The sequence below is a fragment of the Cyanothece sp. BG0011 genome (assembly GCF_003013815.1).
Classification (GTDB): domain Bacteria; phylum Cyanobacteriota; class Cyanobacteriia; order Cyanobacteriales; family Microcystaceae; genus Crocosphaera.
The window spans coordinates 1-26,214 of sequence record NZ_PRLH01000102.1; the positions used below are offsets into that span (position 1 = coordinate 1).

At 39.6% G+C, this 26,214-nt stretch carries 24 protein-coding genes and 1 pseudogene; 16 read left to right on the top strand and 9 right to left on the bottom strand.

Annotation, left to right across the window (positions count from 1 at the left end; genetic code table 11):
* Both C4E06_RS13575 and C4E06_RS13580 read right to left on the bottom strand, forming a co-directional pair.
* A pseudogene (locus tag C4E06_RS13575) lies at positions 1-216 on the bottom strand (hypothetical protein); the annotation flags it as partial.
* Between the two features lie 54 nt (positions 217-270).
* On the bottom strand, positions 271-666 hold the full coding sequence (locus tag C4E06_RS13580; protein ID WP_107668559.1) for a hypothetical protein: 396 nt from the start codon (positions 664-666) through the stop codon (positions 271-273).
* 113 nt (positions 667-779) lie between these two features.
* Between C4E06_RS13580 and lpdA the strand changes: the two genes are divergently transcribed.
* From lpdA to C4E06_RS13605, 5 genes are all read left to right on the top strand, one after another.
* Positions 780-2,213 (top strand): dihydrolipoyl dehydrogenase, encoded by a 1,434-nt coding sequence (gene lpdA / locus C4E06_RS13585; protein ID WP_107668560.1) that lies wholly within the window; start codon positions 780-782, stop codon positions 2,211-2,213.
* 154 nt (positions 2,214-2,367) lie between these two features.
* Positions 2,368-2,490 (top strand): photosystem II reaction center X protein, encoded by a 123-nt coding sequence (gene psbX / locus C4E06_RS13590; protein WP_012361448.1) that lies wholly within the window; start codon positions 2,368-2,370, stop codon positions 2,488-2,490.
* A 154-nt stretch (positions 2,491-2,644) separates the two neighbouring features.
* Complete coding sequence (locus C4E06_RS13595; protein ID WP_107668561.1) at positions 2,645-3,511, top strand: Ycf66 family protein; 867 nt, start codon at positions 2,645-2,647, stop codon at positions 3,509-3,511.
* A 221-nt stretch (positions 3,512-3,732) separates the two neighbouring features.
* Positions 3,733-4,236 (top strand): TolB family protein, encoded by a 504-nt coding sequence (locus C4E06_RS13600; protein WP_107668590.1) that lies wholly within the window; start codon positions 3,733-3,735, stop codon positions 4,234-4,236.
* 71 nt (positions 4,237-4,307) lie between these two features.
* Positions 4,308-4,784 (top strand): PD40 domain-containing protein, encoded by a 477-nt coding sequence (locus tag C4E06_RS13605; RefSeq protein ID WP_198648669.1) that lies wholly within the window; start codon positions 4,308-4,310, stop codon positions 4,782-4,784.
* A gap of 3 nt (positions 4,785-4,787) precedes the next feature.
* On the opposite strand, the gene C4E06_RS13610 is transcribed toward C4E06_RS13605, so the two are convergent.
* Complete coding sequence (locus C4E06_RS13610; protein ID WP_107668563.1) at positions 4,788-5,762, bottom strand: DUF362 domain-containing protein; 975 nt, start codon at positions 5,760-5,762, stop codon at positions 4,788-4,790.
* A gap of 169 nt (positions 5,763-5,931) precedes the next feature.
* On the opposite strand from C4E06_RS13610, the gene C4E06_RS13615 reads away from it, so the two are divergent.
* The gene (locus C4E06_RS13615; RefSeq protein ID WP_198648670.1) at positions 5,932-6,417 is read left to right on the top strand and encodes a DUF4168 domain-containing protein; all 486 of its coding nucleotides are present in this window, start codon (positions 5,932-5,934) and stop codon (positions 6,415-6,417) included.
* Positions 6,418-6,489: 72 nt separating this feature from the next.
* On the opposite strand, the gene C4E06_RS13620 is transcribed toward C4E06_RS13615, so the two are convergent.
* Positions 6,490-7,797: an RNA-guided endonuclease TnpB family protein gene (locus tag C4E06_RS13620; RefSeq protein ID WP_107668565.1), complete on the bottom strand. Its 1,308-nt coding sequence runs from the start codon at positions 7,795-7,797 to the stop codon at positions 6,490-6,492.
* Between the two features lie 279 nt (positions 7,798-8,076).
* Here C4E06_RS13620 and ftsY point away from each other — a divergent pair, with 279 nt between their 5' ends.
* The gene (ftsY, locus tag C4E06_RS13625) at positions 8,077-9,468 is read left to right on the top strand and encodes a signal recognition particle-docking protein FtsY (RefSeq protein WP_107668566.1); all 1,392 of its coding nucleotides are present in this window, start codon (positions 8,077-8,079) and stop codon (positions 9,466-9,468) included.
* Positions 9,469-9,575: 107 nt separating this feature from the next.
* Here ftsY and C4E06_RS13630 read toward each other — a convergent pair whose 3' ends face one another.
* On the bottom strand, positions 9,576-10,352 hold the full coding sequence (locus tag C4E06_RS13630; RefSeq protein ID WP_107668567.1) for a hypothetical protein: 777 nt from the start codon (positions 10,350-10,352) through the stop codon (positions 9,576-9,578).
* Positions 10,353-10,459: 107 nt separating this feature from the next.
* Positions 10,460-10,702, bottom strand: a complete 243-nt coding sequence (locus C4E06_RS13635) for a hypothetical protein (protein WP_009547237.1) — start codon at positions 10,700-10,702, stop codon at positions 10,460-10,462.
* A gap of 817 nt (positions 10,703-11,519) precedes the next feature.
* Here C4E06_RS13635 and C4E06_RS13645 point away from each other — a divergent pair.
* Both C4E06_RS13645 and C4E06_RS13650 read left to right on the top strand, forming a co-directional pair.
* On the top strand, positions 11,520-11,819 hold the full coding sequence (locus C4E06_RS13645) for a DUF2499 domain-containing protein (RefSeq protein WP_107668568.1): 300 nt from the start codon (positions 11,520-11,522) through the stop codon (positions 11,817-11,819).
* Positions 11,820-11,853: 34 nt separating this feature from the next.
* Positions 11,854-13,284 (top strand): glycosyltransferase family 2 protein, encoded by a 1,431-nt coding sequence (locus C4E06_RS13650; protein WP_107668569.1) that lies wholly within the window; start codon positions 11,854-11,856, stop codon positions 13,282-13,284.
* Positions 13,285-13,521: 237 nt separating this feature from the next.
* On the opposite strand, the gene gghA is transcribed toward C4E06_RS13650, so the two are convergent.
* Entirely contained in the window at positions 13,522-16,059 is a 2,538-nt protein-coding gene (gene gghA / locus C4E06_RS13655; RefSeq protein WP_107668570.1) for a glucosylglycerol hydrolase, read from the bottom strand.
* Positions 16,060-16,399: 340 nt separating this feature from the next.
* On the opposite strand from gghA, the gene C4E06_RS13660 reads away from it, so the two are divergent.
* From C4E06_RS13660 to C4E06_RS13680, 5 genes are all read left to right on the top strand, one after another.
* Positions 16,400-17,539, top strand: coding sequence for a glycosyltransferase (locus C4E06_RS13660; RefSeq protein WP_198648672.1), 1,140 nt, complete (start codon positions 16,400-16,402; stop codon positions 17,537-17,539).
* A 95-nt stretch (positions 17,540-17,634) separates the two neighbouring features.
* A complete protein-coding gene (locus C4E06_RS13665; RefSeq protein WP_107668572.1) occupies positions 17,635-18,369 on the top strand; it encodes a sugar transferase in 735 nt (244 codons plus the stop codon).
* Positions 18,370-18,552: 183 nt separating this feature from the next.
* Positions 18,553-19,641 (top strand): GDP-mannose 4,6-dehydratase, encoded by a 1,089-nt coding sequence (gmd, locus tag C4E06_RS13670; RefSeq protein WP_107668573.1) that lies wholly within the window; start codon positions 18,553-18,555, stop codon positions 19,639-19,641.
* Positions 19,642-19,744: 103 nt separating this feature from the next.
* Positions 19,745-20,680, top strand: a complete 936-nt coding sequence (locus C4E06_RS13675) for a GDP-L-fucose synthase (RefSeq protein ID WP_107668574.1) — start codon at positions 19,745-19,747, stop codon at positions 20,678-20,680.
* A 347-nt stretch (positions 20,681-21,027) separates the two neighbouring features.
* A complete protein-coding gene (locus C4E06_RS13680) occupies positions 21,028-21,708 on the top strand; it encodes a hypothetical protein (RefSeq protein WP_107668575.1) in 681 nt (226 codons plus the stop codon).
* 61 nt (positions 21,709-21,769) lie between these two features.
* On the opposite strand, the gene C4E06_RS13685 is transcribed toward C4E06_RS13680, so the two are convergent.
* Positions 21,770-22,246: a GNAT family N-acetyltransferase gene (locus tag C4E06_RS13685; protein WP_107668576.1), complete on the bottom strand. Its 477-nt coding sequence runs from the start codon at positions 22,244-22,246 to the stop codon at positions 21,770-21,772.
* A 756-nt stretch (positions 22,247-23,002) separates the two neighbouring features.
* Here C4E06_RS13685 and C4E06_RS13690 point away from each other — a divergent pair.
* The gene (locus C4E06_RS13690) at positions 23,003-24,130 is read left to right on the top strand and encodes an RNA polymerase sigma factor, RpoD/SigA family (protein ID WP_107668577.1); all 1,128 of its coding nucleotides are present in this window, start codon (positions 23,003-23,005) and stop codon (positions 24,128-24,130) included.
* A gap of 191 nt (positions 24,131-24,321) precedes the next feature.
* On the opposite strand, the gene C4E06_RS13695 is transcribed toward C4E06_RS13690, so the two are convergent.
* Entirely contained in the window at positions 24,322-24,534 is a 213-nt protein-coding gene (locus C4E06_RS13695; protein ID WP_107668578.1) for a chlorophyll a/b-binding protein, read from the bottom strand.
* Between the two features lie 246 nt (positions 24,535-24,780).
* On the opposite strand from C4E06_RS13695, the gene C4E06_RS13700 reads away from it, so the two are divergent.
* Positions 24,781-26,145, top strand: coding sequence for a nickel/cobalt transporter (locus C4E06_RS13700; RefSeq protein ID WP_107668579.1), 1,365 nt, complete (start codon positions 24,781-24,783; stop codon positions 26,143-26,145).
* Positions 26,146-26,214: the final 69 nt, after the last annotated feature.

The following is a 26,214-nucleotide window of genomic DNA, read 5'->3' on the forward strand; positions in this document are numbered from 1 at the left end:
TACAAAATTATATTGTTTTTTGTTTTTATCAACTATAAAGAGACGAACGCCATCAAGTAGTTCAACAAGAGAGATAAAAATCATCATGGATTGACTAGGAGTCTTATTTTTTGAGGTTATAATCTTGTTGTTTACTTCAATGGTAATATGACCTTTACTAAAGCTATCAATTTCTTCAATTGCATTTGATTCTAATTCAATTAAAATTTTTAGCATCAACTAATTGTTAAAATTATTATAAATATTATTAATTTAAACTAAAAAACTAATTTAAAGCTCGTTAGAAAGTTTAACTATCCAATCTAATAAAACGTTGCTCTCTTCCTTGTCTTCAGGATACGGATAGAATTCATCATTAAGCATTTCAATAAGAATCTTTTTTTGATGATTTAAGCAAGTTTTCCTTAACTTAAGGACATCAACATTTAGCTTTTTTGCTAATTTATAAAAATCTTCCACATAAAGATGATCATCAAATTCATCATCACGAGCAATTGATTGTAAATCCAAACAAAGTCCATAGCAAATTGGTTGCTCAACTAGCGGACAATTTACCCATTGACTAGGTGCATTTTTTCCATTAGCTTTAATTCCACTAATTGGACAAACATAATTTTGAAAGTTTTTTATTTCTGAAGTAGGAAATCGTTCTGGTACAGCATTCATAATGAATTAACTATAACCGATCAACCTCTAGACTAACTTGTATCTAGAGATTTATGATCAGAAGATAGGTCTTTCACTAAGAAAGAATAATCAAACCATTAAGGAAAAAGATTATGAGCGAGCGAGAATTCGATTATGATTTAATCATTATCGGTGCAGGAGTGGGGGGACACGGTGCCGCCTTACACGCCGTCAAATGTGGCTTAAAAACCGCCATTATCGAAGCAAAAGACATGGGAGGAACCTGTGTCAACCGAGGTTGTATCCCTTCAAAAGCCCTTTTAGCAGCCTCAGGAAGAGTACGAGAATTACAAGATGCTCAACATCTCTACAATTTAGGAATTCATATCGAAGGGGTAGACTTCCAAAGACAAGCGATCGCCGATCATGCCCTTAGTTTAGTCAATAAAATACGAGGGGATCTCACCAATAGTTTAAAACGCCTCAAAGTTGAAACTATCCACGGTTGGGGAAAAGTCATTGATACCCAAAAAGTAAGTGTTCTCACTGACGATGGAGAAAAAACCCTAACCGCCAAGGATATTATGTTATGTCCTGGCTCAGTGCCGTTTGTTCCCCGTGGCATAGAAATTGACCATAAAACCGTTTTTACCAGCGATGAAGCCGTTAAATTAGACGTTTTACCCCAATGGATCGCGATTATTGGGAGTGGTTATATTGGGTTAGAATTTTCCGATATTTATACCGCTTTAGGGTGTGAAGTGACCATGATCGAAGCCTTAGACACCTTAATGCCCGGTTTTGATCCCGAAATCTCAAAATTAGCCGAAAGAACCCTACTAAAAGCCCGTGATATCGAAACCTATTCTGGAGTATTTGCCACCAAAGTCACCCCAGGCGCACCGGTTACTATTGAATTAACGGACGCTAAAACCAAAGAAGTGATCGACGTTTTAGAAGTGGATGCTTGTTTAGTCGCTACTGGAAGGGTTCCGGCTACTAAAAATCTAGGCTTAGAAAACCTTGGCATTGAAACCGATCGCGGTTTTATCCCCGTCAACGACAAAATGGAAGTGTTACGGGATGGCGAACCCGTTCCCCACCTTTGGGCAGTAGGAGACGCAAATGGAAAAATGATGTTAGCTCATGCAGCATCGGGCCAAGGAGCGATCGCCGTCGAAAATATGTGCGGACGGGACAAAACCATCGATTATCGTAGTATTCCAGCAGCCGCCTTTACCCACCCTGAAATCAGTTACGTGGGGCTTACCGAGCCAGCAGCCCGTGAATTAGGGGAAAAAGAAGGATTTGAGGTAGCAACGGTCAAAACCTACTTTAAAGGCAATTCTAAAGCCCTTGCAGAAGGAGAAACCGACGGCATTGCTAAGATTGTGTTCCGTAAAGATAACGGGGAACTTTTAGGGGTGCATATCATGGGTATTCATGCTTCTGACTTGATCCAAGAAGCCGCCAATGCGATCGCTCAACGTCAAAGTGTTGAGAATCTTTCGTTTAATATCCATACCCATCCAACTTTATCAGAAGTATTAGACGAAGCCTTTAAACGGGCTGAAGCTAGAGTTTAGCCTAAGCAGGGGAGTAGGGAATAGAGAGAAAAACATTACACCCTACACCCCACACCCCACACCCCCCACCCAAGAATTTCTTGACGCAATGGGGAAAAAACCCCTTAGAATAAGTAACGTTAGGTATCAAAACCGAAAAAAGGGTAACCAATATATGACACCATCTTTAGCTAATTTCTTATGGAGCCTCGTCTGGGGAACCGTTATCGTCGTTATCCCCGTCACCGTTGGACTGGTATTCATCAGTCAAAGCGATAAAATCAAGCGCAACTTCTAAGCTTGTTTGAGTCAACCCCATCCCTAAGTGGGTGGGGTCAGTTTCATTATTTAGTTATATTAGTAATACGAAAAAAGTTTACCCGATTGGGTATTCTAAGACTGAAATATTAAAGAAAATTCGCTACCATAGCAGATGAAAACGGAGAGCGATAATGGTTAATTTTGGGCTGAACTCAGCCAGTGTCCTCGGAATTTTTTTAGCTGTTGCCGGAGCCGGTTTATACTTCTTGCGAACGGTACGGCCAGAACTATCGAGGGATCATGATATATTTTTTGCCGCAGTCGGTTTATTATGCGGACTCATACTATTGTTTCAAGGATGGCGACTTGATCCGATCCTACAGTTTGGTCAATTTTTATTGACCGGCTCGGCGGTCTTTTTTGCCGTCGAGACGATTCGCTTAAGAGGAGCGACCACCGAACAAGCACGACGAGGTTCTTCTTATGTCGATGATGATCGTCGGGTGAGTAAAACTCGAGTATATACAGAAGCAGAACTTGATCGCTTAGAACCCTACGACGAAGAAGAACCCACCTATCGGAATAACCCCCGTTTACAAGGATACGCCGATCCTCGTAGCAGTCGGAGTTATCCAGAGGATGACCCAAGAACCCCGAGATCCCGTCGCCGTCCCCCCAGTGATCCCTACAGCGATCGCCCGTCCCCCAGACGTAAACCTCGTCCCAGTCGCCCAACAACAGATGACTATGATGCGTGGGGTAGTCAGGATGATATGTGGGAAGATCGTCCCTCAAAACGTCGTCCCAGTCGTCCTCGTCCCGAAAGTTCTTCCCCCCAAACCCCTTCTGGTTCTCCTCGAAAACGCCGTCCTCGTCCCAGTAGCCAGGCAAAAGGTTATCCGTCGAGTCCAGAGGAAACACCAACCACCACCGACTATGTGGACTATAAACCAATAGATCCGCCGGAAAGCCCTAGAAAGCGAGGCTCTCGACCCTCAACCCCAGAGGATAATTATGAAGGCGATCGCCCCTCAGATTCCTCTAATTTTGACTATTAACAATAATGTTTGACTGTAAACGAGGCATAAGCTCAAAGGGAGAAAATAGAAAGGGCAAAAAATTTGATCACTGGGGAACAGCAAAGACTAGAAAAATGTTTCAGCAGAGAGAGGGCCTAGCAATTCTCCCTGCTCCTTTGTCCCTGCTCCTCTGCTCAGAAGTTCCTTTGGGGAATTCCATAAAAGCGATCGCCTCCCAATCCCTCAAGCTACTCATAGGAATGGGCTTAATTAGCCTCCTAAGCTCTTGTGATGCCTTCAACCGTCCTGAACCCCCGGCAACCCTTAACAGTCGTTACAATGACCAACAACCGGCTCTTAGTGGGGATGGTCGTTGGTTAGCATTAGTCTCCAATCGTAACAGCAGTAACGAGATTTTACTCTACGATCTGCGTAGCGAAAAATTTATGGATCTTCCGGGATTAAATCAAAGTAATGTAATCCTAGAAAGTCCTAGTTTAAGTCGTACGGGACGCTATTTGGTTTATATTTCTAGTGTACAAGGGCGGCCAGACGTAGCACTTTACGATCGCGCTACTCGACGGGCAGAATTATTAACTCAAGGTTATCGTAATTGGGTGAGAAATCCTCAAATTAGTGCCGATGGACGCTACATTGTTTTTGAGACCGCACGACGGGGACAATGGGATATTGAAGTATTAGATCGCGGCCCATTAATTGAATTAGATATTCCTGATGGTACACCAGTGAACAATGAGCAATGACCAGTGATCAGTTATTCGTTTAAGTTTAGGATTGATCAGTGAAACAATTTCTTATTACTTGGATAGTTGTTATGAGTAGTCTGGTGACAGGATGTACTGGTTATCCTCGTTATCTTAATTTTCCTTTCGATGGAGGGGGACGAGGGTTAAATAGTCGCGCTTCGGACTTAGAACCCCAAGTTACGTCTAATTATATTGTCTTTATTTCTGATAGAAACGGTTCCCAAGACGTTTATCTTTTTGATGCTCAACAACGACAACTTATTGCTTTACCTGGGTTAAATGCCTTAGATGAAATCGCCTCTCATCCGTCTATTTCTGAAAATGGTCGTTACGTGGTTTTTGCAAGTAGTCGTCAAGGAAAATCTAATATTTATGTTTACGATCGACAAACGGAACAAAAACGCAATTTAACGGCTGATTTACAAGCAGAAGTACGCAATCCCATCATTAATGCTGATGGAACTCAAATTGCTTTTGAAATTGCTCAAGATGGACAATGGGATATTATGATTTATGATTTATCAGGTAATCCTCTGAAACTTTAATAATTAAGAAATCTTCAAAGGTTCTCGCACTAAACGAATATATAAATGTTTAAAAGTTGAACGAATTACCCTAGGAAGCCCAAAATCAATCGACATTATTTTATCGGGTAACTGCCAATCATTAACTTGTAATTGAGTCGGATGAGATAAAGGAAATTCGATGTCTGCAACATTGCTAGTTAATCCGAGTCGTTGTTGAGCCACCCAGGTGGGAATCGATGAAGGAGATACCTTTAAGAGTTCAATCATGGCGCAGTCCAAAGCAAAAACGTCCTCAGAAGCCCCTAAAATGCCCAATTCCCTGGGTTCGCCATTACTCGGTCCATTTCCTTCATGAGCGATAATACCGTCGATGATGGTCAAATTTGGGGCGCACCGCGAAGCGGATCTCTTCGAGATCGCTCTAGCCGTCTCTACCAACATTTCCCCAAAGCGATCGCGATCTTTTCCGGCTTCCATGTGCCACCAGGCTTTCATTTTCCCCGGAACACAACCAAACAAATTTTTAACCCCCAAGGTTAACGTCAATTGAACATGGGATTTCACTTTTGGCAAGTTAATAACCACATCCGCCTCCATCGCTTCTTTAGACAAGTGTAAATGGTCAAAATGCTCACTATCATGGGGGTAACGTTTGCCTTGAAACTCCACCACCTCTAAGCCCAACTCCTCCATAATAGACCCGTAACCGTTGGCTAAGGCAACCCCACGGGCTGTGCCAAAGGCCGGACTATCCCCTAAAAATGGCGTTCCTCCCGCTTCTTTAACCAATTGAGCCACACAATACACCATTTCAGGACGAGTGACACATTCTTTCGTTGGACGACTTCCCGTTAATAAATTGGGTTTGAGTAAAACCCTTTGTCCTGGTTTCACAAAAGATTTGATACCTCCCAAGGGTTCTAAAAGTTCTTCTAAAGAGGCTTTGAGTAAAAGCAGATCGTAAGAATGGGCTGATAATAAACTAACGCTAGACATAAATGATTAATTTTAGTTGGGTTATTTAATATGTTAGTAAAAATTGAAAAATAAAATTTTCACTGCTCCATTTTTCTCAAGAGTTGCTAAGATGCTAAGAACTGTTAGCTCTAGATTAATCATTTCTTGAGACTGATGGCTAGATGTAATGGAGTCTACCAATAAAAAAATGCTTAAACAATTATTATTGAAAGGATGTCTCGGCGTAGTGATTTGCGCCACTGGTTTCGGGGGATTTCCCGCTTATAGTCAGGCAGGAGAAGTGATCGCCCAAGCTTCTTCTGAAATGGCCGCTAAAGATATTTCACAACAAGAATTAGAAAAATTTGCCAAGGCGATCGCCGATTTACGTGCGATCGACGAAAACACCCAACAAAGAATGATCGAAGCGGTTCAAGCGACAGGAATGTCCCCCGAAGAATTTATGGAAATTGGCAAACAAGAAGACACTCAAATGAATCTGTCGGCCGATAAACAAATGCAGTTTGAGGAAGCCCTAGAAGCCGTCAGAGAACTCAATAAAGAAGATCGCAAGAAAAAACGGGTCGCTGTTGAAGAGGCAGGTTTAGAAATTTCACGGTTTAATGAAATCGGTAGAATTGTCGAAAATAATCGTGATCTACAAAAACAAGTGGTTGAAATCTTGTCTCGATAAAATGATGGGGAGTATCGGCCGACTTAATATGAGGCTGGTAGGTACTCCTTTTTCGTCAACTACCCCGACCCGCTATCGCGCTTGGTCGGGGCTTACATCTAGACTCCACCGCAATTCCAAAAACCTTTGCAGGTTCTTAGCTTTGGCTTCAACGTCTGACATATTGGGGGATGCTGACAAGATCCCCGTACTCATCCAGTCCTGCCGAATAAGTAACGCTCTTAGTGCAATATTTCTTGCTCCCACTAAATCAGCATGAAGTTTATAACCACAACACTTACAATTAAAGGTCAACCCTTTGTTGGGTCTATTTTCTTTAGAGACATGACCACATTTAGGACACATTTGGCTAGTGTAATGGGCTGGTACTTTTACTGCTAAAGAGTTATTTAAAACCGCTTTATAATCAACAAAAGAATGCAATTCGGCGAAAGACCATTTAGCTTTATTTTTATTAGCTTTTCGCTGTTTTTTGCTTACCTGTTTTCCTGATTTAGAGCGTGTTCTTTCTCTAATATGGGTTAAGTTTTCTAACCCAATTAAACTGTTAGGTTGCGCTATATTCTTGCTAATTTGGTGGTTAACATCAGCAATAAACCGTCTCTCTCGACCAGACAATGTAATTAATCTACGTTTAGCTGACCGAGTGCCTTTATGCTGTAATGACTTTCTCGCTTTATAATAACGATTAGCCTTGTACCTAATTTGTTTACCAGAAAAGAACTGACTGCTGTTATTAATTCCTGCACTTACGGCAAGATATCGTTGTCCGACATCTACACCTTTTACCTTGTTTATGGTTTCTGGTTTTATGTCAGATAACTCTATTTCTAGACTAACTAATAAGTAGTATGTATTGCTAGAACGATTGTAATATATTTTAGCTGCACCTATTTTAGAACCGTTTTTAATCAATTCTAGGTGTTTATTATAGCCAGCATAACTTACAACTATCCTTCCTGATAAAGTAACGAGACTAACTTTTTGGTCAGTCTTGAAAGAATAATCACGCTGATAATTAAGAGTACAAGTTCTAGATATAAACTTTTGCGGTTTATCTAGACCTTTATATCTTTTCTTAGTGTGACCTTGCTCTCTGGCTTGCTGATTTTGTCTAAACTTAGTCCATTGGGTTTTGTAAGTGGCCGCTACTTGTCTTGGTACATTACATGACATTTGTGAAGGAAGTTTAAAATCACCTCTAATATCACGATAAACAAGCTTTTGTAGCTTGGCTGCCTGACTCAGTTTATTGTTATTAAAAGCTATCTCAGAAGTATAATTTAAAGCATCTCGATAAGCTAAAGTTACCTGTCTCACAGATTCTTTTTGCTCTGGAGTCGTGATTAACTTTAATTTAGCAGTAATGATTTGCTTCATTTTTTTACTTCACAAGAATAAATTTATTGTAACTCTTGTGAAGTAGAGGTGTCAAGTTGGTGAGCCAGACAGCGAGTGGGGGAAACCCCCACTCGCTGTCTGGCGGTGATTTTCGAGGCATCGAACCTCTCAATCACCACGCTCTACCTCCCCATTCTGCTTCCCTGAGAATGGGGACTCTCGCTAATTCGTTGAATCTTTTATTATCTATCTCAAAAGATATCCGAAAAAGTCGAACAGAGGATTAAAATGTTTTAAATAGCACTAATTTTTATTCCTATGTTTAATTGGTTTCGCCGTAAAATTAATAAGACCGAATCAGAACAAGTTTCAGAACCTACCGAACAAGCTAAAACACCTGAAGCCGAACCTTCTGCCGAACCCAACGATCAAGAAGATTATTTAAATTGGGCAAAAACCGCCTACAAAAATATTCAACAACGTCAAACCCCTTCAACCTCTCAACCAGAGGAAAGAGAAGCCTCTTCAGAAACGACCGATAATCCAGTTAGTGAGATTGAACCAAAAACCCCTCAGCCCTCTGACTCTGTTCCAAAAGAGAAAACAGAGGAAACCCCGGCCTGGATGCAAAAATCCGATCGCTTAGAAGCCCTTAAGGAAACGGCCATGGAAAAGGCGGCCGTTGAAGAGACAACCCCCATCACCTTTGACGAAGAGTTTGTTTGGTCAGCCAAAGTTTTAGCCGCCCAGGGTAGGGCCCCAGATGACGTTTCTCAAGAAGAAATTAACTGGTTAAAACGTCTCCGTCAAGGTCTCGGAAAAAGCCGTCGCGGGTTAGTTAACCAACTCAAATCCATTGTCGGTCAAGGCCCGCTTAATGAAGATGCGGTCATGGAAATCGAAGCCCTGTTATTACAAGCCGATACCGGGATAGAAGCGACGGATTACATCATTTCTACTTTACAAAATAAACTCTTAGAAGAGGCGCTGCCCCCAGAACAAGCTTTAGAATACCTCAAAAGTATTTTAAGAGAGATTTTAGATCGTCCTCTGCAAAAAGTGGTTAACCCAGGGTTTGCCCCAGAAAAAGGCGTTTTAAATATTTGGCTATTAACGGGGGTTAATGGTGCAGGAAAAACGACAACTATCGGTAAATTAGCCCATTTAGCTCAAAAATCTGGCTACAATTGTCTCATTGCTGCTGCTGATACCTTTCGGGCTGCGGCTGTTGAACAAGTGAAGGTTTGGGGCGAAAGAACCAACACCCCTGTGATTGCCAACCCTGGCAAAAATACAGACCCGGCTGCAGTGGTGTTCGACGGTATTTCCGCAGCCCAAGCCCGTGACGCTGATTTATTATTGGTAGATACCGCCGGAAGACTACAAAATAAAAAGAATTTGATGGCAGAATTAGCAAAAATTCGGCGCATTATTGATAAAAAAGCCGATAAAGCTCAAGTAGAATCTTTGTTAGTCTTAGATGCAACCCTAGGACAAAATGGCTTACGTCAAGCGCAAGTTTTCTCCGAAGCCGCCAACTTAAGCGGTGTCGTCTTAACTAAATTAGATGGAACCGCAAAAGGGGGTGTTGCTTTAGCGGTTGCCCAACAATTAGACTTACCTATCCGTTTTATTGGTGTGGGGGAAGGAATTGAAGATTTACGACCTTTTTCTAGTTATGAATTTGTTGAAGCTTTATTGAATGAATAATTAAGGTCAGAAAGTTTAGGAAAAGTATCAACTTTTTCTAAACTCATTCAAAACCACAAAACTTGAACAGGGTGTAGGGGGTCAATTAATTTAACTAAATACTTACCTTAATCTAGTCTTACATTAGTCTTTTGTTTAAGATTTAATACCATCATCACTATTAATATGGCTGCGGAAACCCCAGAAGCTAATGCAATGGTAAAAGTATCTAAATGACGCAGGGTAATCGCAATTAAAGCCCAAACAAAGACACCACAATAAACAGAATCTTTTCTCTGTATTATTATTAATGTACCTAAGATAGCCGCCACAATAATCATAATCACTGTCCAAATAATATTAGAAAGACCAAAACCATTCCATTTAATCCAATACAAAGCTAAGGCAAAATTAACAATTGTAGCCACTGTAATCCATCCTAAATAAACACTAATGGGAAAATTAATCAACCATTTTTGCTTTTTAGAAACCGAGTTTATAGAAATTCCTAATTTTAGATACAGTAAAATTAAAGAAACTAAAATTCCTAACATCGCTAGAGTAGATAAAACAAAAAAGCGAGATAAAAATAAAAATACCCAAACAATTTGAGCCAGACTACTAATGACTAAATAGTAACCTATTTTTTGTACATAATGGTTATGCCGATTATTAGGTAAAGCTTGATAAATAGCCAAACTAATTAATCCTAAATAAATGAGTCCCCAAATAGCAAAAGCATAACTCGCAGGGGTAATCAAAACATCCTTAAATAAGGTATTAGATATTCCTCCAATGGTTAAACCATTAATGGGAGCAACATTAGCCCAAACATTGGTAAAAAAAGCAGCTAATATAGCTAATAAATTAGCCCATTGTCTTACAATATTTTTATCTGATTTCATCGTTAACTATCCTATAAATGTAAATATTAAAAAATAGAAGCTAAGAATTAAACATAATTCTCAACTTCTTTAAACGTTAACATTAATTTTTAAAATAGACGATTGTTCTATGAAGGTTTAGGATAACTTCTTGCATAATAATCGGAAGCCACCACTTCAAGAACTTCTCCGGGACTTAAAAGAGGATAAATACAATTCATCCGATTTTCCCACACAATATGGGCGATTTCATAATCAGGACAGTTGATTCGGTAAGTATTGTCTGATACTACAGATAAACGACATCCTCTCGGAAGCAGTATAGATAACAATAATTGAAGACTTTGCGGACCTAATACATTAGAAGCCATGTTAGAAATTTTTTATATTTTTTTAAGACTTGCATTCCATTGTACAAGGTAATGGAACCAGTCTTCGAGGAATCAATTAAGGTTAGTCGACCGAAAACTTACTGGTAAAAACTGCAAGGGAGTAGGGAACGCCAAAGCAGGGGAGATTATTATCAAGCAAATTATGGCAAAAATAATTATATGATAGATTAATAACTCTTGAAATTAAATATGAGGATTGATGCTTTAATTTTCTTTTTTTCTTTTCTCTCTGCTCCCCCGCAACCTCAACCAGGATGTTTGTGATGTAATCTACTGAACATGACATCAAGGTTAGGTATGGTTATAGACAAAAATTTTGACCAATTAACTTGACATTAACCCAAACTAGATAATTGATGCTTCAACTTAGAAAGAAATTGAACAATCATCAGCTTATTGTCATGATTCACAAAATCACTCTTATTTTCGTCAGTACATTATCAATAGTGAAGGGAAAGGACAATATGATTCCTAGGATTAACCTTGCTGATTATAGGGAGTAGATTAACGGTGGTTTTAAGCCGAAAGAGAGTGTTAAACAGAATATTGCCAGAGCCTTATTTTACTTTTACACTATATATGATGACCAAGCAGAAGAAGGCTTCTTTGAGAGACAACAAAATACCCTTTGTCATGGGAATACTAATGATGATGCAGTTGACCAGGCTGAACTAAAACGCAGTCATAGAATTGCTTTAAAATAAGGAAAGGAGAATCCGTTTGTGATTGCTCCAACCTTAGCACAGCGTATTTACTGTAGTCCTTAACTTCTGGCTTTTACAGAGAAGATTAAATTATGAATGCACTTTCGATCCCAACTTGGATGGTTCATGTTTCTAGTGTAATTGAGTGGACAGTTGCAATTTTATTGGTTTGGACCTATGCAGAAGTCACTCAGAAATTATATTGGCGTTGGCTATCTTGGGGGATGTTACCGGCATTAATTAGTGCAATGTGTGCTTGTACTTGGCATTTTTTTGATAATGCACCTTCTCTTAATTGGTTAGTCACATTACAAGCATCCTTAACGGTTATAGGGAATTCCACTCTTTGCTTGGCAGGTTGGCGGATTTTTCGCTCTTCTTCTGCTTCGTAGTAATAAAAAACAACATTAAACTAACCCTTGAATTATGACAAAAAACGACTGGATAGACAACGACGAACAAGACAACTTAGACCCCATTAGTTCCCTATTATCGGAATGGTCTGACCCGGAAGACGAAGAAGAAGAGTTTAGAAGCGACTTTTTCCAAGGATTATCCGGAAGACGCAAAAAAGCGGCCTTTGTCTTAATGGCGGTTTGGGGTATTGTCATGAGTCTCCATTTAGTCGCTTGGGGAACATGGGTGATTCTCGCCCTCACCACTGTGTTTACGTTACAAGCGTTTCGCCTCATTTTCGCCCAACCTGACCCCATACCCGAACCCTTATCAGGAGAAGACCTAAAACAAGCCCCTTGTGTATCTTTATTAGTGGCAGCGAAAAACGAAGAGGCCGTTATCGCTAAATTAGTGACCCAATTATGTAGTTTAGACTATCCCACTGAAAAATATGATCTTTGGATTGTCGATGATCACAGTACCGATAAAACCCCTGACATTCTTGATGGCCTAAGTCAACAATATCCCCAACTCAATGTGATTCGCCGTCCAGCAGGGGCCCAGGGAGGGAAGTCTGGGGCTTTAAATGGGGTGTTTCCCAAAACTCAAGGAGACATTGTTGCCGTGTTTGATGCCGATGCTAAAGTGACACCGGACTTATTAAAACGAGTCGTCCCGTTATTTAATACAGAAGACATCGGGGCCGTCCAAGTCAGAAAACAGATTGCTAACGAACCCTTAAACTTCTGGACCAAAGGACAAGCAGCAGAAATGGCCTTAGACAGCTTTTTTCAGCAAAAACGCATCGCCCTTGGTGGCATTGGCGAATTACGGGGTAACGGTCAATTTGTGCGCCGTACGGCCTTAATTGACTGTGGAGGATGGAACGAACAAACCATTACCGATGATTTAGATTTAACCATGCGGTTACATTTAGCTAATTGGAAAATTGGCTTTTTAAATCATCCAGCAGTCGAAGAAGAAGGAGTCACCACAGCTAAAGCATTATGGCATCAACGTAACCGTTGGGCCGAGGGAGGTTATCAACGCTATCTAGATTATTGGCGGTTTATTGTCAATCAACCGATGGGGTTAGGGAAAAAATTTGATCTCATCTCCTTTATTTTGATGCAGTATCTTCTCCCAACAGCAGCCATTCCTGACCTAATGATGACGGTAACTCGCCATCGTTTACCTTTGTTAGGGCCGTTAACAGGGTTAATGTTATCCCTATCGTTTTGGGGAATGTTTACCGGTTTACGCCGTATCCAAAATGACGAAACCTTTGGGTTTATGGATATCTTTCGGTTAGGATGGCAAAGTTTACGGGGAATGGTTTATATGATGCACTGGTTAGTTATTATGCCCTGTGTCACCGCGCGGATGTCCGTTCGTCCCAAACGCTTGAAATGGGTTAAAACTGTTCACCAGGGAACTCCGGAAGAGAGTTTTCAAGCATAGTGTTGTAGGGTGGGCAAAGTTTTCTACTTTTCGGGGAGTCCGAATAAATCTCTGATTTGCCCACCCTACCGTTTAGAGCATCTTTTTCTCTAATAAAACCCCTTGACTATCGTGTAATTCAAACGCGCTTAAATCCTCAATTTTAAGACCTGGAGAGTTTTCTGAGTTTTGTAGGGTGGGCAAAGTTTCTACTTTTCGGGGAGTCCGAATAAATCTTTAATTTGCCCACCCTACCGTTTAGAGCATCTTTTTCTCCAATAAAACCCCTTGACTATCGTGTAATTCAAACGCGCTTAAATCGTCGATTTTAAGACCTGGAGAAGCGATCGCAATTTGCCATTGATTAAGATCAAGGTCTAACCACTCTCCAATTTTAACGGTCATGGGTTCCCCTCTCATGTGAGTAATCATAACAACGCCATAGGGTTCAGTGTCAGTATCTTCTTCAACTGTGGCATAACGTACCCCATAAAATAAGGTTTTTTCCGGGTCTTGAATTTGGTTGAAACGGTCTGTTTCTTTTAAATTACGCTGTAACCAAGGATTCACCTGACGAAAACGCCTTAAGGCTAAATTAAAGGCTACTTGGTCAGGGTTTAAGTTTTCTTGGTGTAACCAGACATTACTGAGTTCGTGAGCATCTTCCATAAATGCTTTAGCAAACTCCTTTAACTTAGCAACAGATAATTCAGTGAGGACTTGAGATTTATCAGGACCATTGAGTTTTTGTAATTCTGCGGCAGATTTTTTAACTTTGGCCTCGTTTTTAGCTTCTTCTGAATCTCCATCATGACCTAAATGACGTTGACAGATGTGGGCAACTTCATCTAAATCATAATTACTTTCGGCCAGGGCATCAACCAAAGCAGTGACAAACTGCCTTAATTCTCCGAGTTTAGTAAATCCCATGGCCTTGATTCTAGGAAAGACATCAGGATAATTATAAGTTTCAGGGATAATTTGCCAATCGAGAAACCCTCCTGCTTCTTCTGATACGACTTTAACTCCATAGCGATCGTCTGTATTGCGTAAAAATCCCCACGGGGCCCGCATGGTACAGTTAATAAAATCCATGGGGAGACCGGGACTAAACCCATAGGTTAATAAACCAATCGAGGGGTTATCGTAGGCATTATTTAAAACTTCGGGTAAAGTTTCTCCTAAGTTCCAATTAATGTCTAGATTGGGGTCGACTTGGGTTCCACGGCGTAATGTATCATGATTGCCACAACCGGTAATCCAATTTTCTCCTAACTGCATCACTTCGCAAACCCGTCGCCATTTTTTCTCCCAAAAGCTTTTGAGACAGGGGGTATTGTGGGCAAAAATCAATGGACCCCATTGAAAGGCTCTAGGATTATATTCAATAATATTGCGATAGGTCGACATCTCTTCCCATCCTTCTGTGGGCCAGGGACGACCATCTTCAAAAATAGCAAAAAGATGACGTTTACTCGGTCCGATTTCTTGGATAATGTTACCCATTTCTTGTAAGTATTGATCATCATATTCTACTTCCCCAGAAATTGGGTTAAAAAATTTAAAATCCTGGGCCCCATCCACTCGAATACCATCGACTCCAGTATTATTTTTTCTGCGTTGCATTTCTAATAAAATTGCTCGCACTACAGGGTTTTGATGGTTAACATCTTGACCATACATATTAGGACCTTTCATAAACCGGCCATTGAGTAAGTCTAACCCTTGGTTATCCGCATGACCATAAACCAGATCATAGATAACTTTAATGGGTCCTGTGGGAAAATTATGAAGGGTTTCGATGAATTCTACGACTTCATCGGGTCGGAGGGTTCTTAACACCGATGGATTGGTGGCAGAACTACCAAAAATGACGATATCATAACCCCAATTTTGGGTATCAGGTTTTTTGAGGGTTATTTTAATATTACCGGGTTCGTATTCAATACCTTCTGATTCGGCATCCATTTCATCTAAATCTTTATCATCGATCATAAAAAATCCATGACCGAGTTCGTGTTTACCCCTATATTCGACTGTGGGTTCAATAGGCAATAATTGGACGGCATCATAGCCTATGTAATTTTGTTCTGCTGCCGTTAATTTTTCTTGTTGAACCAGTTTTTTACCGATGCGTTGATACAGTTCGGTTAGTCCGGCTAAGGTGCCATCTGGAGAAGCGGTGTTTACATGAAGTTGTAAAATATTATGGGGAGGATGAACATAGATAATTTCGTCGGACTTTTCTTCTGCTTTGTCTCTTAAAAAATAAGCCATATCTTGACGATTGGCTTGTAAAGAATGAAGATTATAGACTTCAGCAGGAGCATAAACTCCATAGGGAAGAGAATAAGCTAAACAATCGCCAATGGCTTTCACTTCATTGGTTTCCGAATCTAGGTATCGTAACCAATAAAAAGAGCCAAAACCGTCTTTTGTTCCTGCCTTTAAACCAGCAATAACCCCCCAGAAATATTCTCCTCTTTTTTCCAATTGTACATAATCTCTACGAAAGACCACTCTTTGAGTGGGCTGAGTGGGATCAATATCTTTTTTAGGGGTAAAAACCTCTAAATAAATATTTTTAGGTTGTATAATATCTGATTCTAATTCCGGTGTCCAAAAACCAATTTCTGTTAATCCATCATCAGGACGATAATGCGCTCCTAAACGAGTTGCTACCTTCTGCGCTTTTTCAAAAACAGTCTGAGGAGAGTTTTCTATCTGTTCTACCCATTCAATTAATTTATGGGTTTCCTCTTCCACCAGTTGTATTTTAAGTTTCGTTGTCACCATCTGTATCGATAATCAAGTTTTTCTATGTCCAATAAATTATAAACGCTATCTCTGTGGGATGGAAGAGACAACCGAAAGACACAGAACAACCGAAAAAATGGATTTAGGAAATAATCAGACTCATCTATAGGAAAATTTCATGAATGAATGCTGAATAATTAATAATTATTGAAGTCAAAAATTTTTTTTGCTAATCAATTTATCAACTCAGGGATAATCGTGATAAAACTAATAAGGTGAAACGAATCAACCCATCAGGAGTTATGTATGAGCGTAATTTTGCTATGAATACCAAAGTCAAAATTAACAGGCAGAACAGTTTAGGTAAATGAACAATGCGATGAAATATGCTCTAGTGCATGAGTGGTTGACTCCCAAAGCCACAGGAGGATCAGAATTAGTTGTTAAAGAGATTCTAAAACATATTGAGGCCGACGTATATGCTTTGATTGATTTCGAGTCCACTAACCCCGACAGTTATCTTTATGGTCGAACCATTGGTCATACCTTCTTACAAAATTTTCCTGCTGCTCGAAATGGGGTGCAAAAATATTTGCCTTTTCTCCCCTTAGCCATCGAACAGTTGGATTTACGAGAGTATGATGTTATTCTCTCCTCTTCCCATGCGGTAGCTAAAGGGGTGTTAAGCAGTCCCGGACAACTCCATATTTGCTATTGTCATACCCCCATGCGCTATGCTTGGGATCTCACCTTTGACTATCTCAATCATTCCTCAGTTGGTAAAGGAATGGCAGGAGTTTTAACCCGTTACTTGTTGCATCGTCTCAGACAATGGGACGTGATTTCAGCTAATCGTGTCGATTATTTTATCGCCAACTCCCATCATACCGCTCGTCGCATTTGGCGTTGTTATCGACGAGAAGCTAAAGTTATCTATCCCCCTGTAAATATCGAGCGATTTTCCTTCAGCGCCGAGAAACAAGACTTTTATCTCACTGTGTCGAGATTAGTCAGTTATAAAAAAATTGCCTTGATCGTGCGAGCTTTTAATCAATTAGGTTATCCTTTAATTATTATTGGTGATGGGCCTGATCTGCCGAAAATTCGTCAAATGGCGCAATCAAATATCAAAGTCCTAGGGGCGCAAAAAAATCAAGTGGTCGAGCAATATATGACTCAAGCCAAAGCATTTGTTTATGCTGCCTGTGAAGACTTTGGTATTGCCCTGGTAGAAGCCCAAGCCTGTGGAACTCCAGTCATTGCTTATGGAGGTGGTGGTGCCTTAGAAACCGTAATAGATATTCGTCAAAATATAGATAAAGGGACGGGAATTTTCTTTTTTCCGCAAACCCCTGAAGCTCTCGTAGAAACTGTTGAAACTTTCTGTCAGTTTCAGCATCAGATTAACTCAGAGAGTTGCCGTCACCAAGCGGCAAAATTTACTCCCAAAGTCTTTGAAACGTCTTATCTGACGTTCTTAGAACAGTGTTATCAGGACTTTACTCAAAAAGTTCGATAACTGTCTCGATTAATGTGATCTCAAATTGCTATGATTTGTTTCATTAGGCTTGAAGATCACAATTTGTGTGGTGTGATGTGATGTGAAGGAGTAAGATGACTGCTAATAGCCAATTTATCGCTGTCAAAGCGATACAAGCTTTGACAAGAAGAGGTTTACCTGCCTCGGTTTCCCAGAGAATTTATCGAAAACCTCGTTCTCGATGGATAATCAACGATCAAGTTGTTAAAAGAACTTTTGATATCGTCTTTTCCCTATCGGTGCTGATTATTTTTTCCCCTCTGTATCTATTGTTGGGATTCTTAATCGCGGTGAGTTCCCCTGGTCCAATTTTTTATTGCCAAGAAAGAGCAGGGAAAAACTTCAAAAAGTTTAAATGTATCAAATTCCGAACGATGGTGCAGAATGCCGATCAGGTTCTAGAAACTATGATGGCCAACTGCCCGGAAATGCGTGCCGAGTTTGAAGATAACTTCAAACTCAGAGAAGATCCACGCATTACTTGGATTGGTAAATTTCTTCGCTTGACCAGTTTAGACGAATTTCCTCAATTTTGGAACGTCCTCAAAGGGGATATGAGTGTAGTGGGTCCTAGACCCCTAGTTCCTGAAGAATTGTGTAAATATGGTAGTAAGATTGAAAAAGTTTTGACCATTCGCCCTGGCATTACAGGCTTATGGCAAGTGTCAGGACGAAATGACATCCCCTATCCTCAACGGGTGCAAATTGATGTTTACTACGTCAACTATCGTAATTGGTTGATGGACATCTGGATCATTTTCAAAACCATCGGAGTGATCCTGTTCCCCAAAAATAATGGTGCTTATTAAGCATTACACTAAAATAAGTTTATAGCCTCACTAAATAAGCTTTCTCTACTACAGGGGAAGCTTTATTTCTTTGACGAGGGAGTGTGGGCAGAGCTTGTCATTGTGAAGTAAAGTATGTTATTAAGACTCAAGCTGATCACAAAACTTAATTTAAGTTTCTCTCATATTTAGGATAACTAAGCGATGACTCAAATAAAACGCGCTCTGATCACTGGAATTACTGGACAAGACGGTTCTTATCTCAGTGAGTTGTTATTACAAAAAGGTTATGAAGTTCATGGGATTATCCGTCGAACCTCAACATTTAACACCGATCGCATTGATCATATCTATGTTGATCCTCACCAAACCGAGGCTAAGTTATTTCTACACTACGGAGATTTAACCGACGGAACCACCCTAAGACGGATTTTAGAAGAAGTCCAACCCTTTGAAATCTATAACCTAGGGGCGCAATCTCATGTTCGGGTCAGTTTTGATTCTCCAGAATATACAGTGGATTCTGTGGGAATGGGAACTTTACGCTTATTAGAAGCCATCCGTGACTATCAACAACGCACAGGGATTGAAGTCCGTTTCTATCAAGCCGGATCATCGGAAATGTTTGGTAAGGTTCAAGATATCCCCCAAAAAGAAACCACTCCCTTTTATCCCCGAAGTCCCTACGCTTGTGCTAAGGTGTATGCCCATTGGCAAACCCTAAATTATCGCGAATCCTACGATTTATTTGCCTGTAACGGGATTTTATTTAACCACGAATCCCCCCGTCGTGGCGAAACCTTTGTTACTCGGAAAATTACGAGAGCGATCGCCCGTATCGTCGCAGGAACCCAGAAAAAATTATATTTAGGTAACTTAGACTCAAAACGGGACTGGGGCTATGCTAAAGACTACGTTAGAGCAATGTGGTTAATGCTACAGCAAGAGCAAGCTGATGATTATGTTGTAGCAACTGGAGAAACCCATTCGGTTAAAGACTTCCTGAAAATTGCCTTTAAGTACGTCAATTTGAACTGGGAAGATTATGTAGACTTTGATAAGCGTTATTTACGACCGGCAGAAGTGGATTTATTAATCGGTGATCCCACCAAAGCCAAAACAAAATTAAAATGGGAACCGTCTGTGACTTTCGAGCAGTTAGTCCATTTGATGGTAGAAGCAGACTTAGCTGCTTTAGGCCTCTCTTCCCCTAACGAAACATCTAATGACAAAGTGTTACTCTTCAAGGATAATGCTTATGTACGTCAACCTATGAGCGTTATGGTGGACTAATTGCGGCCGTCAGTTGTTTAATAATTAGGGGTTCAGTTTAAACTTGACAACTAATTATAAGCAACTGTTCACCGACTTCAGGGATCAAGGGAGTATCAACACAATGCTAGATTTAATTGATAAAAAAATTTTGGTAACCGGTGGGGCGGGTTTTCTCGGTAAACAAGTGGTTAATGAGTTGGTGTCTGCCGGCGCACAACCCGAAAAAATTACCATTCCTCGATCTCGTGATTGTGATTTACGACAACTTGATCAGTGTCAACGGGCAGTCGAACAACAAGATATTGTGATCCATTTGGCTGCCCATGTGGGAGGAATTGGCTTAAACCAAGAAAAACCAGCCGAATTGTTTTACGATAACTTAATGATGGGCGCACAACTCATTCATGCTGCCTATGAAGCAGGAGTTGAAAAATTTACTTGTGTGGGAACCATCTGCGCTTATCCTAAGTTTACCCCTGTTCCCTTTAAAGAAGATGATCTCTGGAATGGCTACCCTGAAGAAACCAATGCTCCTTATGGTATTGCTAAAAAGGCGTTATTAGTTCAATTACAATCCTATCGTCAACAATATGGGTTTAATGGCGTTTATTTACTGCCGGTTAATTTATATGGACCCGAAGATAATTTTAATCCCCAAAGTTCCCATGTTATTCCTGCTTTAATTCATAAGGTTTATGAAGCACAAAAAGAGGGGAAAAAAGAGCTTTTTGTCTGGGGGGATGGTTCCCCGACTAGGGAGTTTTTATATTCTACCGATGCAGCAAGAGGTATCGTTATGGGAACCCAATTATACAATGAGCCTGACCCGGTTAATTTAGGAACCAATGCCGAAGTTTCTATTAAACATTTGGCTGAATTAATTTGTGAATTAATGGAATTTGAAGGAAAAATTGTTTGGCAAACCGATAAACCTAATGGCCAACCCCGTCGCTGTTTAGATACACAAAGGGCGAAAGAAAAGTTTGGTTTTGTGGCTGAGATGGACTTTAAACAAGGCTTGAAAAATACCATTGATTGGTATCGAAATCATGCATAATAATCTGCATTTAGACACAGAAAAAGCCCATCGCTTCTCGGATTTCTTTGAGATCGCCTTTGTTGATTAATCAGAGGCGATCGCTTAAGTTTATTTAACCTAGGAAACAGTCACAGATTAGTTAGTTCCTTTGCTGACATCTTGCACCAGCACATAGAAACTCAACTACAAAAGACAGAAAATAACTTCTTAAGCAGTTAGCATCAAAATGAACCCTGTTCCCTGTTCCCTCCCTAAACTAGCTAGTTTTATCGAAGGTGCAAGATGTAAGTTTGAGAATTTGTGAGAAATTAAGGTGTATTGTAAAATTAAGTTAAGAAATTTAATTCTATTTTATTTTCTGTGTTATGGAACAAACATCGTTAAACTTGGTAGCGATCGCAGTTTTTGCCATGACTTTATCGGCATTACTCAGTCCTGTTTTAAATATATCCCCATTTATTCCTGCGGCCACTACTTTTGCAATCTTAGGCTTGGCCACGGTGGATAGTTTCAGTTGGGGAGGGAAAGGGTTAACCTTATTTTTGGACTTATTTACCTCTTCTGAACAACGTCAACGTATTATTCATCATGAAGCCGGGCATTTTTTAGCAGCTTATTGTTTAGGTATTCCTGTCACTGGTTATGCTTTATCTGCGTGGGAAACTTTCAAACAAGGAGAAAAAGCCGGGATAGGAGGGGTACAATTTGATTTTAGTCTCTTATCGGATGAAGAAAAAGTTAGCAAAAATCCCCTAATTCTTGAGAGAACTTTTACCGTCTTAATGGCTGGTATTGCTGCGGAAAACATTATGTATGAAACAGCCGAAGGGGGAGAAGAAGATAAACAAAATTTACGGGAAATCATGAAAATTTTAGACATTCCTTACCATCTCTATCCTCAAAAAGAAAGTTGGGCATTATTACAAGCGAAAAATTTATTGATTCGTCATCAAACTACTTACCAAGAATTGGTTAAAATGATGGAAAAACGAGCCTCAGTAGAAGACTGTCACAGATTAATTCAATCTAGTCTAATCAAGAATTGATAAACGGGCAAAAATTGTTATTAATTTTCAATCTTCTTATTTATAATTCGATGGTAATTTTTTAGAGAACTTTAAGATAAACTCGGTCACATCGAGGGGTTTCCACTCCGCTACTCCGTTGATAATTAGACTTTTCATAAAGTTTAATAGCTTCGGTTAAACAACTAGCGGTTTCTATCCAAATTTGTTGATATCCTTGAGTGACTATTTCTAATTCTAAACTTTGCAATAAATAGGTTCCTAACCCCTTTTTTCTGACCGAAGGTAATAAATACATTTTACGAATTTCTACAGCGCGATCGCCTCGACTAATGGGATAATAACCGGCGGTTCCAACAATTTTATGATTCAGTTCCACAACCCAAAATTGACCCCCTACTTTTTGATAAAATTGTTTAACTTCTACCACATCAACATCGGCCCCGTTAGGTTCAAAAGACAGTCCATACTCATCTAAAACCAAAGCAATTAATTGGATAACTTCCTCTCGATCCCTTTCTTGCCAATCTCTAATTAAAAAATCTCGATAACTTTTCATTATTATGGTTTTCCGTTGTCATTAAGTAAGTTATTCGGGTAAGCACGAGAAGAAGAATATTAATTCATCCTCACTAACGAGTTTGATCGAAGGTGCAAGATATCAGCTTTTCTCTGTTGCTTCACTTGTGCAATAAGTCTATATGATACGAAATATGAGGAATCCCTACACAAGTTTTGGTTAAATCGGTTACAGTATAAACAGATACAACAATTATTTTTTTGTTATTTTCTTCATTAAGTTATCTGAAATTACTCCTTAACAAAACTTTATCTCAAAAAGGATGAAAAATTCCCCCTGCATCAGATAAGTTAGTGAATAACCAAAGAAAAAATTGCATTCCTAGTGTGAAGGAGACAGTCAAATGTTGAAAATATTCTATAGTTTAATCGCAAAAGCTACTCTTTCCATTTTCAAAATCGTCTTTTTGTAATTAGATAGACAAAACATCTAAATAATTCTGGTAGCCTGATAAACAGCCAGTCTTCCCAAATCCCGATTGGTGGGGGGCAGAGGCGATAGTCACGCTAATTAAATAGCAAGGTTAAGTTTTGTCCTTTATTGATCTTTTTTTCCGTTATTTGGCTATTGATTGGTATTCCTTAAGACGGTTGACAAATTATTAAGAGAATCTTAAAGATTTTCCCGTTCAACTAACACCAAATCATCCATAATTCCTGATATAGCTGACCTCGTCTCCTCTCCCATTGTTCCCAAACTTGTTAAACCTGTTTTACTCCTCGGAAGTATCAGCTTATGAACACGACGACACAAATGATGCAAACGGAATCAAACCATGAATTCAACCCCTCTCAAATCGAAACCGCAGAACTTGAACAAACCGAAAATGAATTACAGTCTGTCGAAGTAGAAATTTCCTCATTATCCGACGAATTAGGTAATCAATATCCAGAGGGATATCGTAAAACGGTGTCTGATGATACAGTTGGGGCATTTTTCAAAGAAATGTCGCGCTATCCTCTCTTAAATGCTCAAGAAGAAGTAGAATTAGCCCACCATGTCCAGTTTTTAGTTGAAGCCGAACAAAGCAGACAACAACTCCAAGAACAGTTACAACGTCCCCCAACTAAAGCAGAATGGGGCGAGGCCATGGGTTTCGAGACTCAAAAGCAATTTGAACATCGCCTGCATCGGGGACGGACGGCTAAACGAAAAATGATTCGTTCTAATTTACGTTTAGTGGTATCCATTGCCAAACGTTATCTTAATCGGGGTGTTCCTTTCCTAGATTTAATACAAGAAGGTGCGATCGGTTTAAATCGTGCGGCCGAAAAATTTGACCCGAATAAAGGCTATAAATTTTCTACTTATGCTTATTGGTGGATTCGTCAGGCAATTACTCGAACCATTGCCAATGATGCGAGAACCATTCGTTTACCCATTCATGTCGTAGAAAAATTAAACAAACTTAAAAAAGCCCAACGGGTTCTAAAACAAAAGTTACAACGCAACCCTAATGAAAAAGAACTGGCCGATGAGTTAGAAGTCAGTCCTTCTCAATTACGTCAGTTATTGCAACTCCGTCGACAATCTTTATCTTTAAATCATCGGGTTGGTAAAGGGGAAGATACCGAGTTAGTTGATTTACTCGAAGATCAAGAGTTACAACTTCCTGAAGAACTGATGAATGAAGGAATGTTGCGTTATGAAGTTTCGGCGGTGTTAAGTGATGTCTTAACCCAAAGAGAAAAAGATGTGATCTCTTTACGTTACGGTTTATGTACGGCTCAACCTCACACCTTAGAGGAAGTGGGAGGCATTTTTAACCTGTCTCGTGAAAGAGTGCGTCAGATTCAAAGTAAAGCGATGCGTAAGTTACGTCGACCTCAAGTGGCCCGTCGTCTGAAAGGATGGCTTCATTGAAAAGCTTGACATAGGTATGAGGTGGGACTCAAATACTCACCCATCATACCTATTTTCATTTCAATCCGAACTAATCTTATTCTTTTTCTTACCTAATTTTTGATGAATAATATAATATGGCTAGTGATTAATTATGTCTCACCAGCCATATAATTGCATCTAATTTATTTTACTTTAAGGAATTCTTATATTTAGAGATTGGTTAACCAAGTAACCAAACCTTGTCCAGTTAAGGTTTCAAATGCTAATAGGGAAATAAAACCAATCATAGCAAGACGGCCATTGAGTTTTTCTGCATATTTATTAAATCCAAATTGTTTCTTTTGGTCAACATACATTTTAGGCTCGATAGCATAGTTATTTAAACGGCCTTGTTCTTCGGTTACATAACTGCGAGAAGTCATAAATTTATTTTTGATTGAATGGCTACGTTAATAAATGTAACAGAATGTAACGAAGTATTGCAAGGTCTTGACTTAAAAAAATAGTAGTGCGTACCGAACCAAAGACAATCAAGGCATAGTCAAGAGCAAGAATATTTCTAGGTTTCGCAGTTTTCTAAATCAATGTGATAATGTAGGGCTAACCGTACAAACTTCTTTATTTTGTGCATTAACAGAGGTTTGTGAAAGTCATTATGGGTTAAAGCAATGGTAAAAACAGGCAAAAAAATGCTTATTCTTGCTGTATTAACTTGTTTAATATCACTAGGGTTGTCAATATTCAGGATACAGCCACTTCATGGTCATGGTACGGATTTAGCCGTTGCTCACATTAACGTTGAGCCTTTAATGACTCGCATTACCTTAGCTATACCCAGTAACTTACTAGATTTCGCTGATACAAATCATGATTATCAGTTATCTACCGCAGAAATTACTGATAATCAACAACAACTACAGAATTTTTTCACCAGTCATCTTCATTTAAACGATAGTCACGGACATTCAGCCACAGTAAAAGTAGAAGCCACGAATCAACAATTACTGCCAAGAAATTTCTCTGGTCAAAATACCCATAGCACCATTGGCTTAACCTACACTTGGTTACATCCGGTGGATAAAATAAAAATAGATTATGAATTATTAGATAATTCCCCTAATGCTCGCTGTCTAACTACTATTTTTCGCAACGGTCAAAAGGTCAATTATCTGTTTACCCCCTATCAACCTACCCTAGAAATAGACCTACTTAACACACCAGCTTACTTAGGAACGGGTTCTCTGGTGGCATTATTTGGGGCTTTTGTTTGGGGTGCTGCTCATGCTTTATCCCCTGGACACGGAAAAACCCTCGTAGGAGCTTATTTAGTCGGAACGAAGGCTAAAGCCAAACACGCTCTATTTTTAGCTTTAACCACAACTGTTACTCATACCATAGGGGTATTAATGTTAGGGTTTCTTATTTTGGTGGCTTCTCAGTATTTTCTACCGACGGTGTTTCTTCCTTGGTTAAGTTTGCTCTCAGGATTAATGGTGGTTGCGTTGGGTTTTCATTTGTTGAAAAAGCGTCTGTTACTTGCTCAGAAAACCAGTTTTCACAGCCATGACCATTCTCATCATACTCATGACCATTCCCATCATAGTCATGACCATTCCCATCATACTCATGACCATTCCCATCATACTCATGATCATTCCCATCATACTCATACTCATCTCCCAGTAGATGGGGACACAGATTCGATTAGTTGGGGGAGTTTGTTAACTTTAGGTATTGCAGGGGGCTTAGTTCCCTGTCCCTCAGCCCTTGTGTTATTATTTAGTACGATTGCACTAGGTCAAATTGGTTGGGGAATTTTGTTAGTTTTAGTTTTCTGTTTAGGGTTAGCAGGAACCTTAACGGCTTTAGGCTTGCTACTAATCAATACTAAATCTTTGTTTGAACGTCTTCCTAATCAGATTAAAATGACAAAAGTTTTATCTATTATGAGTGCTGTGATTGTTTTTATTGTTGGTTGGGTGTTAACCTATCAAGCAGGAATGGACATCTTATTGCCCACTGTGAGGCTCTAGTTTAATACTATTTTTCTAGAACCATCAACGAAGCAATGTAGAATAAATAATTAATTTACTTATCTCAAC

Excerpts from the sequence above, each read along its gene's own strand:
- gmd (WP_107668573.1), top strand. The coding sequence starts at position 18,553 with ATGACTCAAATAAAACGCGCTCTGATCACTGGAATTACTGGACAAGAC.
- C4E06_RS13695 (WP_107668578.1), bottom strand. The coding sequence starts at position 24,534 with ATGACTTCTCGCAGTTATGTAACCGAAGAACAAGGCCGTTTAAATAAC.
- C4E06_RS13665 (WP_107668572.1), top strand. The coding sequence starts at position 17,635 with ATGACTGCTAATAGCCAATTTATCGCTGTCAAAGCGATACAAGCTTTG.
- C4E06_RS13620 (WP_107668565.1), bottom strand. The coding sequence starts at position 7,797 with ATGAAGCAAATCATTACTGCTAAATTAAAGTTAATCACGACTCCAGAG.
- C4E06_RS13690 (WP_107668577.1), top strand. The coding sequence starts at position 23,003 with ATGAACACGACGACACAAATGATGCAAACGGAATCAAACCATGAATTC.
- C4E06_RS13700 (WP_107668579.1), top strand. The coding sequence starts at position 24,781 with ATGGTAAAAACAGGCAAAAAAATGCTTATTCTTGCTGTATTAACTTGT.
- C4E06_RS13600 (WP_107668590.1), top strand. The coding sequence starts at position 3,733 with ATGGGCTTAATTAGCCTCCTAAGCTCTTGTGATGCCTTCAACCGTCCT.
- gghA (WP_107668570.1), bottom strand. The coding sequence starts at position 16,059 with ATGGTGACAACGAAACTTAAAATACAACTGGTGGAAGAGGAAACCCAT.
- psbX (WP_012361448.1), top strand. The coding sequence starts at position 2,368 with ATGACACCATCTTTAGCTAATTTCTTATGGAGCCTCGTCTGGGGAACC.
- C4E06_RS13635 (WP_009547237.1), bottom strand. The coding sequence starts at position 10,702 with ATGGCTTCTAATGTATTAGGTCCGCAAAGTCTTCAATTATTGTTATCT.
- C4E06_RS13630 (WP_107668567.1), bottom strand. The coding sequence starts at position 10,352 with ATGAAATCAGATAAAAATATTGTAAGACAATGGGCTAATTTATTAGCT.
- C4E06_RS13610 (WP_107668563.1), bottom strand. The coding sequence starts at position 5,762 with ATGTCTAGCGTTAGTTTATTATCAGCCCATTCTTACGATCTGCTTTTA.
- C4E06_RS13650 (WP_107668569.1), top strand. The coding sequence starts at position 11,854 with ATGACAAAAAACGACTGGATAGACAACGACGAACAAGACAACTTAGAC.
- C4E06_RS13660 (WP_198648672.1), top strand. The coding sequence starts at position 16,400 with ATGAAATATGCTCTAGTGCATGAGTGGTTGACTCCCAAAGCCACAGGA.
- C4E06_RS13680 (WP_107668575.1), top strand. The coding sequence starts at position 21,028 with ATGGAACAAACATCGTTAAACTTGGTAGCGATCGCAGTTTTTGCCATG.
- C4E06_RS13675 (WP_107668574.1), top strand. The coding sequence starts at position 19,745 with ATGCTAGATTTAATTGATAAAAAAATTTTGGTAACCGGTGGGGCGGGT.
- C4E06_RS13580 (WP_107668559.1), bottom strand. The coding sequence starts at position 666 with ATGAATGCTGTACCAGAACGATTTCCTACTTCAGAAATAAAAAACTTT.
- ftsY (WP_107668566.1), top strand. The coding sequence starts at position 8,077 with ATGTTTAATTGGTTTCGCCGTAAAATTAATAAGACCGAATCAGAACAA.
- C4E06_RS13645 (WP_107668568.1), top strand. The coding sequence starts at position 11,520 with ATGAATGCACTTTCGATCCCAACTTGGATGGTTCATGTTTCTAGTGTA.
- C4E06_RS13615 (WP_198648670.1), top strand. The coding sequence starts at position 5,932 with ATGCTTAAACAATTATTATTGAAAGGATGTCTCGGCGTAGTGATTTGC.
- lpdA (WP_107668560.1), top strand. The coding sequence starts at position 780 with ATGAGCGAGCGAGAATTCGATTATGATTTAATCATTATCGGTGCAGGA.
- C4E06_RS13605 (WP_198648669.1), top strand. The coding sequence starts at position 4,308 with ATGAGTAGTCTGGTGACAGGATGTACTGGTTATCCTCGTTATCTTAAT.
- C4E06_RS13685 (WP_107668576.1), bottom strand. The coding sequence starts at position 22,246 with ATGAAAAGTTATCGAGATTTTTTAATTAGAGATTGGCAAGAAAGGGAT.
- C4E06_RS13595 (WP_107668561.1), top strand. The coding sequence starts at position 2,645 with ATGGTTAATTTTGGGCTGAACTCAGCCAGTGTCCTCGGAATTTTTTTA.